Here is an 11,512-nt window from a genome sequence, read left to right on the forward strand (position 1 = left end):
TCGCCTCCCGGAATCAGTTGACAATACATTCACACAGGAAGGATTTATGATTGAAAATTTTTTTGCATCTATTTTGGAAAAACTTTTTGGGTTAATGTCTGAGAAGTTCTATCTCAAAGGGTTTGAGAGATTTACCGCCAAAGCGATCGCAGTTATTAGTACAGCTCAAAGTGAATCCCGCCGCTTAAGTCATCAATATGTTGGCACAGAGCAAATTTTGTTGGGATTAGTCAGTGAAGGTAGTAATGCTGCCGAGATTCTCAACTCTATGGGAGTAAATTTAGAAAATGCTCAAATAGAAGTAGAAAAAATTATTGGTAGAGGTAACAAACTCACACCTGTAGATATTCCCTTTACTCCCAGAGCCAAGCAGGTATTGGAACTATCGGTTGCAGAATCTCAAAAACTTGGTCACAACTACATTGGTACAGAGCATCTGCTGTTGGGTATTCTCCGCGAAGGTGCAAGAAGTATAGGACAGGGAGTAGCAATTAAGGTTTTGCAAAATCTGCGAGTAGACTTAGTTTCTTTAGAACAGCAACTACAAGCAGCTTTGAGTTAACGTCAATTCAACATCATCTAGATCCTCATCATCTCCCCAATTCACAACAAAAAGAACACTGGCGGTAAAGAAAGAATGACACAGGTAAAAGCAATCACAGAAGCAATTACCAGATTGAGTGAAGTACATACCCGCTTTGGCTTAGTTCGCATTGAGTCAGAGCAATTTTTCCCAGAGTGGTCTGGTGAATTGCGCCAAATTACCGAAACAGAAAAAGCCTCCCTAGATGTACTACGCCGGAGATATTTGTACCATCGTGGCGAAGGTAATTTGTTAGAGGGAACAGTCATGTTGCTTGTTGTGTCGCCTTTACTTGCACTGTCTGGATTTTACGACCCTCCGTTTAGGATGAAAGCAGAATCATCAGTAGAGTTGGTACTGGATGATGGTGAAGAAGTACTGCGTGGTCGAATTGACGTTTTGGTACTACACAATCAGTTGTGGGTAATGGTATTAGAGTGCAAAAAAACTACACTTTCGGTTTGGTCAGCTTTACCGCAGGCCTTAGCTTATCTCATGGCTAACCCTCAACCTGATAAACCTGTGTTTGGGATGTTAACAAATGGGGACGATGTTTTATTTATCAAAGTCAAGCGAGAAGTAGACACAGTACAATATGACTTGTCACGGGTCTTTGCTCTATTTACTTCTGCCAAAGAACTGTACAACATTTTGCAAATTCTCCAGCGTATCGGTCAAACAATTTGTGATGATTTGCCGTAACACAATCTTTATTGCGAATTGCGTACAGCCCTAGCGGGCATAGCTTCGCTTACCGCGGAGCGTGCCGTAGGCTCTATTGCGAATTGCGAATTGCGAATTGCGAATTGTTTTTATCCCTCATCTCCCCAATTTGTTAGGGACATCTTCACAACCGCCGGGAATAGTAGCTCTGGTTTTTTCGCCACCCCAAGCACAGCAATAGCAACGGGTAATATCAGGTAGGCGTTGAACTTGGGTGAAATTAGCATTTTCTATAACAGCACCTGTGTGTTCGCCAGTTTGATAATTTGGTGGTTCAGTGCGACTCCGGGGTGATGCTGTGGCGACTGAACCATAGAAAAAACGTGTCCCTTGCAGATCAGCACCACTGAGGTCAGCATCATATAAAATGGTGCGAGAAAGGTTGGCTTTGACTAAATCACAATTTCTCAGATTCGCGCGGACAAGATTAGCTTCACTCAAGTCAGTCCAACGCAAATCGTTATTAGAAAGGTCGGCGGCGGCTAACATCACACCTAAGTCGATGACGCGGACACCTTCTAAGCGGTCTTCGGCGTAACCACCCATACCATTGAGAATAGCTCGACCTAAACGGCGATCGCGCTTTAAGGGTGTGAGCAATTTAGAACGAGAGAGAAAGCGGAGAATTTTGGCTTTACCACTACCATCAACACTACTAAAAATGGCAGCGGTGCGTCCTTCGGCGATGGCTCTTTCTTGGGGCCAGTCTTCTAATAATCCTTCTTCGTCTAATACTAAATCTGAGACGCCTTGGAAATAAGAGTCTATTGTTTGCTGCTGGGTAATGATATTTTGCTGAACTGTGAGTAAGTTTTGCTGAATTGTCAAGTCTTTGGAAATTACATATTGTCGCCATGCTACATACACAGCAATGATGGCGATGAGAATTTGCCCCAACGCGCCAAACCATTCGGCCAAGGAACCCGAAGCCTCCCAACTAATTTGGCGTCCCCAAACCAGCAAGCGATCGCCTACTTCGGTAAACTTTAAGATACCGATAATGCCTACTAATAGTCCCACAAAGGCCACAAACAGGGTTCTATCTTGAGCCGTAAACCACCTTTGCAACAAAGATTGCCACCAAGGTAATAACATCGCCAGAGATAACACCAAAGTTGCCCCTGTGCCTAATAAACCCACAATCCAGTTATTCAGGGCAAAGCCTAACAAAGTCAAGGTGATGGCCACCACAGTCAACAGTAATGCCCTAGGCTTAACTGCAAATTGATTGACAGTATGTTGGTTGATGCTAGAACGCGCTTTTTTCAAGGCATCTGCATGTTGCGGAGATTGCAAAGATGCTATTGCCGCTAAGGATTGTTGGGTAGCCAGTGCCTCTGGGGTTAAGTGATTTTCAGTTGTACCACTGTCAAAGTCATCGGACTGCAAGTCAGGTTCGGGTATAGGTTCTGGCGTGGGTAGATTAGGGGAATTAGATTCGGTTGTCATGCTTACTATTTTGGGCCAGCAGATCCAGTTCAACACTGTTTGATATAACTGTCACCAAAATAACTTACATTACCCACAACAAAACAAATTCAACTGTTGTTTCTTGGTGTCCTTGCCGACTTGGTGGCATATGCGTGGCGCACGATCACTTTCCGGCTTCTGATAATATTGCCATAATACTTTTACCAAATTTTCGCAAATACCCTAGGATAGTTAAAATTTTGTAGCAATCTTATATTGTTTATAATTAATATGTATATTTTAATATTTTTACTTAACAAATGCATCAATTCAACACCAGAAAAACATTAGCAGAGTTAATTATCAAAATATGATGAAATTATTTTTCAAACAGAGCAATTACTGATACCATTACACAATACAAACAAATTTTGATATTATCTGATAAATTTTGTAGGTACAGAATGGTCGTTCGGCGTTGCTTAGTTGCTTCAAGCTTGAGCCTTTTTTTTACACTTGGTTGCGATCATGCAGGAAATTCATCAACTAGATATGCCAAGCAAGCAGTACAAGAAATTAATGTTGCCCAGTTCCTGACAGAATCAGAGTCTATTCAAAAAGCACAAGCGTTATTGGATGAAGGCAATAATTTACTAGATACACAACATTACCAAGATGCGATCGCAGTGTACGATCAGGCGATCGCCATCAAAGCAGACAATCCTGATACTTGGATTAACCGGGGGAATGCGCTGTTTTCATTGGCAAGTTACAATACAGCACTAGAATCATACGATCACGCCATCGCCCTCAACTCCAACAAAGATGAAGCTTGGTATAACCGCGGTAATGTCCTCACATCGTTAAAACAATACCCACAAGCACTAGCATCATACGATAAAGCGATCGCACTCCAGCCCAACAAGCCTGAAGCCTTGATTAACCGGGGTATTGTCCTCACAAAATTGCAACGATATCAAGAAGCATTATCATCTTATGATCAGGCGATCGCCATTAAGCCAGAGAAGCACCAAGCTTATTACAACAAAGCTTGTACCTATGCTTTACAAAAAAATGTAGATTTAGCCATTGATAACCTCCACAAAGCTATTCAGCTTTCTTCCCATCAATACCAACAATTGGCAAAAACAGATTCAGATTTTGAGCATATCCGTGAACATCCAAAATTTAAAGCATTAATTCAATAGTTTTTTTGAGAAATGAAAAAATTATTAATTACTGGCATTAGTGGTTTTTTAGGATGGCATATTTGCCAACTAGCAAAAACAAATTGGGAAGTTTATGGTACTTGTTACTCCCATTCTTTAGATATTCCTGGTGTAAAAATTATCCCAATTGACTTAACAGATTTTGCCGAATTAAAGCAGTTATTGAGAGAAATTAAGCCAGCAGCAGTTATTCACACTGCGGCACAATCGCAACCTAATTTTTGTCAAACCCATCCCCAAGAATCTTATAAAATTAACGTTACAGCATCCTGTGATCTTGCCGGACTGTGTGCAGATGATGCTATTCCTTGTGCTTTTACATCAACAGATTTAGTTTTTGATGGCTTAAATGCACCCTATAAAGAAACAGATCCAGTATGCCCTGTAAACCTTTATGGTGAACAAAAAGTTGCGGCAGAAATCGGTATGTTAGACCGCTATCCCCTGACAACCGTATGTCGAATGCCGTTAATGTTTGGTGGAGAAACACCCACAGCTAAAAGCTTTATTCAGCCATTTATGCAAACATTAAAAGATGGCAAAGAATTAAGTTTATTTACAGATGAATTTCGTACCCCAGCCAGTGCAACCACAGCCGCTAAAGGAATTTTATTAGCCTTAGAAAAAGTTAACGGTTATCTTCATTTAGGAGGAAAAGAGCGGATTTCGCGTTATGATTTTGGTCGCCTATTAGTAGAAGTATTTCAATTACCTACCACTGGACTCAAAGGTTGTCGCCAACAAGATGTAAAAATGGCAGCACCTAGACCAGCAGACGTTTCTTTAAATAGTTCTCAAGCCTTTGCCTTAGGTTATCAACCTTTATCTATAAAATCAGAATTAGAGCAACTATTACTTTGAGTAAAATTCCTAAATTTTTTGTCCCACGACAATCAAAGAGTAGGAACCATCGACATCCTCAACCGTGGGGTAAGCAATCAGGTAAGAGAAATAACGAATTATTTCTGGGGAATGTAAACTAGAATATTCTCCCAGACGTTGTTTAATGGCGCGATGTCTTAAAAGCTGAGACTCGCGTTTAAATAAAATATTTGACCAAGCTTGACCAACTCGATAATTTACCTTAAACCCATTGGTTTCGAGTAACTGAGCTAGCGATTGATAGTTAAACAACTGTTTATGACATGAATTTGTAGGCAATCCGGCTGCGTCATGGGGTTCATATAAAACATTGGGAACAGAACAAATAAGCAATCCACCTAATGGCAGAATTTGGGAAAATTGCTTGATAATACTAGTAGGATTAATTAGATGTTCTAAGGTTTCAAAACTCACAATTGCATCAACAATTGGGTATTTTTTATCTGCCAGTAAGCCGGGTTTTTCTAAATCATGTTGAATCAATTGGATTTGGGAATGATGACATTGCTGTGCGGCCTGTTGTAAAACTTCAGCATTGCCATCTACACCAATGACTAAATTAGCAGATTTTGCTAGTTCAGGTATGCCATATCCTAAGCCACAAGCAATATCAGCAATACAGTTAAGCTTAAATTGTCGTAAATAATCAGCTGCAAATAAATAACGCCCTAAATGCTCAATTTTAATCCATAAATTCTGATTATTTTCATCAAATGGATTAATACAATCTTCGGAAAAATCTAAATCAATGTTGATTTTTTCTGGCAAAATTTTCTCCTTGTGAAGCAAAAGTCCAGATAGGGAGTTCTTTAACCTGCTTCAGTGTTAGTTCTATATAGGTTTTGCCATCATCTTGGGCAACTTCTTTACCAAAATAGCCTTGATCTCCCTCATGTTCATGAGGCCCGCTACTGTACACTGTATAACGTTCTTGACGACGAGCGCGATTATAAGGAGAACCGAGAGTCCACCGCCAACGAGATGGAAATACGATTCCCCCTATATTTTCAATCCAATCTCTCTTTCCCCGAAAATGGTAAACATGCGTTGCTACATCAAAACCTTCGTTACCATCAAATACTCCGCCAAAGGAAACTACGCTAATTTCTACGGGAAGCCACTGCGCTAAATAAGGTGCAGCACCTAAAGCCACTTGAACGCCACCGCTTGTACCCATAAGAATTAGCTGAATTGGCTGCTGACGAGATGAGGGAATGGGTTGCTGTTGTTCCATTTTTTCAGCAATGGAGAGGGCGATCGCTTGATTATACACAGACCCGTAACGGTTATCCGCCGAAATGGCCATCCGCCAAACATTGCGAAATTCCAACAAATATTGAGTTAGTTCTAACCAGCCGTCGGCTTCCTCTGTTACGTTCCACAGATATTCAAATATCTGCTGTCCTGCGATATCCTGATTAGCAGCGGAGTAGGGAAAAACATCCCGGACAATCAAGCATTGTGCTTGGTCTTGCTCTAGTTGATCTAAAAATGCTTCTTCTCCAGATGACAACTGATCTGCTGAGGTATCTCCTACCCCTGTTAAAAAAACAATATAGCAGCTAATGTCTCCAGAGGTAGTATCAGAACTATCATCTCCCCCATTCATTCGCTGGGATAACTCCCTGGTTCTTGTTTCCAGTTTTGTCGCTCCTTGATCTAACCACCAAACTATGGTTCCTACGGGAGCAAAAGTACCCCAAATTAAGAAAATAAAGACGGCAAATAGCAATAACTGGAATCCTCCATTGCGTATCCATAAAAGGAGTTGTCCAAAAAACTTGAGCATTTAAACTTTGAGATGAATAGTTTACTTATTACCTGTTTGTAAAGCACAATACTTAAGTATGTCACCAATCTAGAGACCTATTTTCTGTGAACAACCAGCCATCAAGTAATGGAGTAATCAGGGTACTATTGGATGCACTAACTCTGGATGCCAACTTTTATGAAGATGCTCGCAGATATCCTCAAGGCATGAAGGTTGCTCAGTGGATTGTCATTTTAGCGGCGATCGCTCATGCCATAGGTAGTCTTTTAATTCCTTTGCTGGCTAGAGTTTCACTACCACTAATATTAATTATCTTTGCGATCAATGCCCTGATTGTCGTCGGTGGCTACTACTTTTGGGCATTTACCATTTGGAAAACAGGACAGTGGTTACGATTACCGCTTCCTACTTATAGAGAAATCCTAATTCCTGTTGGCTTTGCTCATGCTCCCCAAATTTTTAATTTTCTGACAGTGATTCCGCTTTTAGGAAGACCCATTGAAATTGGACTAGCGACTTGGAGCTTACTAGCCACTATTGTCGCCGTTAATCGGGGGCTAAACATCAAACTCAGCCGCGCAATTTTGATATGTGCAATTGGCTGGCTGCTGGTAGAAATTGGTGTTGGGGTATTGCAAATTTTCGTTCAAAGATTACTAATTTCGTGAATCTTGGGTAGTTCATGGTAACCAAAAATCCGGCAACAGAGATTTACCCAAGTCACGCACTGTTTGGTTGAGCGATCGCGCTATTTGAATGTGCGGTTCGTCGGCTTCTACAGGTATAATCTCAGATGGCTGGCCCTGTCCTAAATAAGATACTACCAAGTTAGCTGCTTCTAAACCAGTAACGTAAGCTTTCTCCTGTGACCAAGAACCGTGACGATTGACAATCCAATCACCACTCATAAATACATTTTCAAAACTGGTTTTAGCTGGCAACATATGGCGATAGCTACCAGGGGCAAAATGAGTTACAGCATTGGGTAAGCGAATTACACTGCTATCTATGACTTTGGCTTCGCGAAATTCTGGGACACAAGTTGTTACATAACCCTTGACTTTGGTAATAATATCTGCATCACTCATACCAAGAAACTGATTGGCATGATAAAAATCAGCTTCAATCACAGTTCCCGGTTCATTTTTATATTCATCATGTAGGGCATTCAAATCAAAAAATGTCCAGCCTGTAGTAGCATCAAAGCCAAAGCAAGCATTAGAAGGACGCGGAATATTAATTTTGCGGTCAAACCATAACCGTGTCGCTAAAACGTCAATTGCACCTAAATTATTTAAATTACGAAACTCTTCACGGCTTTGCAAACTAGGACTATTGGCGACTACCTTTTTCATCCCCGTGACACCAACGGCAAAAATTACCGCATCAGCATCAAATACCTCATCACCGCAAACCACACCCTTGGCTCGATTTTGACTATCTATAATTACGTCAGTTACACGTCGTTGAGCTAGTACTTTCGCCCCGGCTTTCTCCATCCGTTCCACCCAAGGACGAAATATTTTTTCCCCCACTGTTCCCCGACACCAAACCACATCAAAATCAGCTTGGTGAGCCAAAATAAAAAAGTACAGCATCCCTAAGGTAGCTGCGGCTGAACATTGTTCGCCAGGGGCAAATAAGCCTACCAACAACATGGGTTCAAAGGCTTCTTTGTACAGTCGAGCAGAAACACCAAAATCTTTAAACAATTCCCGGGCTGTGACAAAATCATAACGTCGCCAAGCCTCATCAGAATTATCAAAATCCACAACAGAGTAAAGTAAAGGCAAAGCGCTGAGACGGTCAATCAACGGTAATCGCTGAAACTGCGTGTAAACAAAAGTACCTAGAGGTGAAGGCAGTTGTGGTAATTCTTGAAAAATCGGTGATTCAACTTCCAACCCCGCAGGCGAATATTGAGCAGAACGAGTCCAGGTAGTGAAGGGATTAATTTCTAATTCATTAATTAGGGCAAAAATATTTCTGTAAGGATACCAAAAACCATGAATCCCGGCTTCTACAGATTTCCCGCCTGTGGTTTTCCAACCTGCTACTAATCCGCCAGGATATGAACCCGCTTCCAAAAGTGTGACATCATATCCTTGTTTTGCCAAATGGTAGGTTGCACCTAAACCAGCCCAACCCGCACCCACAACTACCACGCGTTTTTTCTGCAACCCTGCTGTCATTCATTTCTCCCATCATTGGTAATTCGTAATTCGTAATTCGTAATTAGAATTTGAAATATTTTCCCCACTCCCCACTCCCTACTCCCCACTCCCTACTCTATGTTGATCTGGTATCCATACCGTAAAAATCGAGCCAATAGCCACAGTAGATTCTACTTCAATTCGACCCCGATGGAGTTCTACAAGTTGTTTGGTTAAAGCTAAACCAAGTCCTGTACCTTCGTAGCGGCGACGATAGGGGGTATCGAGTTGCTGAAATTTTTCAAACAGTAATGGTAATTGCTCTTCGGGAATGCCAATACCTGTATCTTCAATTTGAAAGATAGCAGTATCATCTTCTACCCAGATTCGTAACGTAATACTGCCACCTTCAGGGGTAAACTTAATCCCATTAGTTAACAGATTCCAGAGAATTTGTTCTATTCGCCCTACATCAGCGGTAAAGCGATCGCGCTGCGGATCGATTTGCAAATCTAGTTTGAGATTAACTTGTTTGCTGGTGGCTTTTTCTGTTAGTGAATTTACTGAACTTTGGGCGGTATCTGCTAAAGAAAATTCTGTAATATTTAATACTGCCTTACCAGCCTCAATTTGTGATAAATCGAGGATGTCATTAATCATTTCTAATAAATGTTCTCCACTGTCGTGAATTGTTTGCAGATAATCACGTTGGCGTTGACTCAATTCACCCAAAGGCCAGCGTAACAAGGTGGAAGACATACCGATCACATAAGTCAAAGGCGTGAGCAATTCATGGCTGATAGTAGCGAGAAATTCATTTCTGAGGCGGCTAGCAGCTTCAGCAGCCAGTAAAGCCTCCCGCAATGCCATTGTCCGCTCAATGACGCGTTGTTCTAAGGTTTGTTTTTCTTGATTCAGAGATCGCATTAACTCAGCTTGATGAATGGCGATCGCTAATTGTTCAGCTATGGAATTGAGTAAATTTTTATCACTTTCAGCCCACTCCCGTGGTGCGTCACATTGATGAGCAATCAGCAACCCCCACAGCTTTTCTTCAAACATAATCGGTGCAGCCAACTTTGCCCTAACTCGGCTTTCCCTTAAAAAGTTCAACAAACATGCTTCTAGGGCATAAGTTTTTTCTACATCATCCACAGATAGGATAAATCCTTGCTGATACTTCTCCCAACATGGAGAATTTCTCACAAAACAAGCTTTTTCCTGGTAATATAACACCGATGGAATTGTATTTTTAGCCCGGGCTTCATAGACAATACAACCCCCATACTTTTGCAGGTCTTGTATTGGAGATTGGTTTTGACTTTTGACTTTAGCACCCTCAAATTTATATATTACAAGTCTGTCTAATTCCAGAAACTCTCGCACTTGAGCGATCGCTGTTGCCATAATTACTGGCAAATCCAAAGTTTTACGGATTTGACTCGTCACTTGGTTTAATAATCGCTCTTGGGAAATCTGTTTTTTTAGAGCATCTTCCACCGCCTGACAAAGATAAACTTCATGCACAATGGCGCTTAAAGATTCTGTAACATTTTCCTTGGGCTGCGGCAGCAGATATTCTAATAACAACAGCGTAAATTTACTTTGGAGCGTAGCATCATTAGGTTGAAGAGTTTGACCATAAGTTTCCAGATGTTGATGAGTGTTGGAATCACCTTCAAACAAGTCGCGCAATTGCCAGACAAAGGAGGCGATCGCTTCTGAATTAAAAGTCAACCTCGCATCAATTTCTGCCTCAATTTCTGGTGAATCTACCTCCTGACTCTTCACATCCAAAACGCCCACCAAAAGTGCGTTAAACTGCTCAGAAATCACCAGCGTAAATCTTTGATTTTGCCACTCCAGAGGTATACGAACTCTTGCCAACACAGCTTCTGTGATTACCAGTGCAGTACTTCCTACTGCTTGAGCCATCTGCTGTAATAATTCCCCAAGTTGATTAAATACAACTAAAGGCAAGTTTCGAGAAAAGCTCACATCAGGAGAACTAAGCATTTTCAATAGTCTGGTAAGAAGGGCTGAAGGCTACGTCCAAATTTTTTGTAATTATTTTCTAACCAACAGTTTAAAACGGTAATACAGAATTATGCATCGTATAAGTGCCACATCAGGCGGATGGAATCAGTCAGAAAATTTAATTTTTATTGAACAAACTCCGGCTCCTTTTGTGTTTATTACTGCTGCTGATACTGACATTCAAACCCTAACAGCAGCAGTCCCTAAATTACCTGCAAAATTTCCCGCATTAAGAGTTGCCAACTTATTGCAGTTGCAGCAACAAATAAGTATAGATTCCTACGGCGAACAAGTTTTAGAATATGCCCAGGTAATTATTCTGCGCCTATTAGGAGGACGTTCCTACTGGGCTTACGGCTTAGAAGTCGTACAGGAAATTGTGCAACGTCAGGGTACAACCCTTATTGTAATGCCTGGGGACGATGGACTTGATCCAGAATTAATTTCTCAGTCTACCTTACCGTTGAGTGTTGTTAATCAACTATTACAATATTTCAGGCAAGGCGGAGTGGAAAATATTGTTAACGCCCTCAAATTTGTCTCAGATACTTGCTTAGGCACTAAGTTTAATTTTCTACCACCGCAAGGGGTGCCGCGTGTCGGGTTGTATGAGGATTGGAGACTGGAGGACAAGCACAACAATACTTCCTCATCCCCCTACTCCCATACCCTTCGGGAAGCTACGCTAACGGCTACGCTCACGGCAAGCCTACTCCCTACTCCC

At 41.4% G+C, this 11,512-nt stretch carries 9 protein-coding genes and 2 pseudogenes; 6 read left to right on the plus strand and 5 right to left on the minus strand.

From position 1 onward, the window contains the following. Positions 1-94 precede the first annotated feature (94 nt). A pseudogene (locus tag ACM0OS_RS18480) lies at positions 95-544 on the plus strand (Clp protease N-terminal domain-containing protein); the annotation flags it as partial. A 93-nt stretch (positions 545-637) separates the two neighbouring features. Continuing rightward, positions 638-1,285, plus strand: coding sequence for a type I restriction endonuclease (locus tag ACM0OS_RS18485; protein ID WP_414544661.1), 648 nt, complete (start codon positions 638-640; stop codon positions 1,283-1,285). A gap of 117 nt (positions 1,286-1,402) precedes the next feature. Here the strand turns inward: ACM0OS_RS18485 and ACM0OS_RS18490 are convergent, their stop codons facing one another. Further along, entirely contained in the window at positions 1,403-2,755 is a 1,353-nt protein-coding gene (locus tag ACM0OS_RS18490) for a pentapeptide repeat-containing protein (protein ID WP_414544662.1), read from the minus strand. Between the two features lie 425 nt (positions 2,756-3,180). Here ACM0OS_RS18490 and ACM0OS_RS18495 point away from each other — a divergent pair, with 425 nt between their 5' ends. After that, complete coding sequence (locus ACM0OS_RS18495) at positions 3,181-3,924, plus strand: tetratricopeptide repeat protein (protein ID WP_414544663.1); 744 nt, start codon at positions 3,181-3,183, stop codon at positions 3,922-3,924. A 12-nt stretch (positions 3,925-3,936) separates the two neighbouring features. After that, positions 3,937-4,806: an SDR family oxidoreductase gene (locus tag ACM0OS_RS18500; RefSeq protein ID WP_414544664.1), complete on the plus strand. Its 870-nt coding sequence runs from the start codon at positions 3,937-3,939 to the stop codon at positions 4,804-4,806. A gap of 9 nt (positions 4,807-4,815) precedes the next feature. Here the strand turns inward: ACM0OS_RS18500 and ACM0OS_RS18505 are convergent, their stop codons facing one another. Then, positions 4,816-5,595, minus strand: a complete 780-nt coding sequence (locus ACM0OS_RS18505) for a class I SAM-dependent methyltransferase (protein WP_414544665.1) — start codon at positions 5,593-5,595, stop codon at positions 4,816-4,818. Next, positions 5,573-6,616 (minus strand): hypothetical protein, encoded by a 1,044-nt coding sequence (locus ACM0OS_RS18510; protein WP_414544666.1) that lies wholly within the window; start codon positions 6,614-6,616, stop codon positions 5,573-5,575. The genes ACM0OS_RS18505 and ACM0OS_RS18510 overlap by 23 nt, the downstream gene beginning before the upstream one ends. An 86-nt stretch (positions 6,617-6,702) precedes the next feature. Between ACM0OS_RS18510 and ACM0OS_RS18515 the strand changes: the two genes are divergently transcribed. Continuing rightward, positions 6,703-7,266, plus strand: coding sequence for a hypothetical protein (locus ACM0OS_RS18515; RefSeq protein ID WP_414544667.1), 564 nt, complete (start codon positions 6,703-6,705; stop codon positions 7,264-7,266). A gap of 12 nt (positions 7,267-7,278) precedes the next feature. Here the strand turns inward: ACM0OS_RS18515 and ACM0OS_RS18520 are convergent, their stop codons facing one another. Together ACM0OS_RS18520 and ACM0OS_RS18525 are read right to left on the minus strand one after the other, a co-directional pair. Then, positions 7,279-8,790, minus strand: a complete 1,512-nt coding sequence (locus tag ACM0OS_RS18520; RefSeq protein ID WP_414544668.1) for an FAD-dependent oxidoreductase — start codon at positions 8,788-8,790, stop codon at positions 7,279-7,281. 78 nt (positions 8,791-8,868) lie between these two features. Then, a complete protein-coding gene (locus ACM0OS_RS18525; protein ID WP_414544669.1) occupies positions 8,869-10,767 on the minus strand; it encodes an ATP-binding protein in 1,899 nt (632 codons plus the stop codon). Positions 10,768-10,858: 91 nt separating this feature from the next. Between ACM0OS_RS18525 and ACM0OS_RS18530 the strand changes: the two are divergent. Next, positions 10,859-11,512, plus strand: a pseudogene (locus tag ACM0OS_RS18530) (cobaltochelatase subunit CobN); the annotation flags it as partial.

Source organism: Nostoc sp. CCY0012 (genome assembly GCF_963920855.1).
Lineage (GTDB): Bacteria > Cyanobacteriota > Cyanobacteriia > Cyanobacteriales > Nostocaceae > Cyanocohniella.

What these genes read in the sequence shown, in the direction of transcription:
- ACM0OS_RS18485 (WP_414544661.1), top strand. Translation starts at nt 638, where the DNA reads ATGACACAGGTAAAAGCAATCACAGAAGCAATTACCAGATTGAGTGAA.
- ACM0OS_RS18490 (WP_414544662.1), bottom strand. Translation starts at nt 2,755, where the DNA reads ATGACAACCGAATCTAATTCCCCTAATCTACCCACGCCAGAACCTATA.
- ACM0OS_RS18495 (WP_414544663.1), top strand. Translation starts at nt 3,181, where the DNA reads ATGGTCGTTCGGCGTTGCTTAGTTGCTTCAAGCTTGAGCCTTTTTTTT.
- ACM0OS_RS18500 (WP_414544664.1), top strand. Translation starts at nt 3,937, where the DNA reads ATGAAAAAATTATTAATTACTGGCATTAGTGGTTTTTTAGGATGGCAT.
- ACM0OS_RS18510 (WP_414544666.1), bottom strand. Translation starts at nt 6,616, where the DNA reads ATGCTCAAGTTTTTTGGACAACTCCTTTTATGGATACGCAATGGAGGA.
- ACM0OS_RS18520 (WP_414544668.1), bottom strand. Translation starts at nt 8,790, where the DNA reads ATGACAGCAGGGTTGCAGAAAAAACGCGTGGTAGTTGTGGGTGCGGGT.
- ACM0OS_RS18525 (WP_414544669.1), bottom strand. Translation starts at nt 10,767, where the DNA reads ATGCTTAGTTCTCCTGATGTGAGCTTTTCTCGAAACTTGCCTTTAGTT.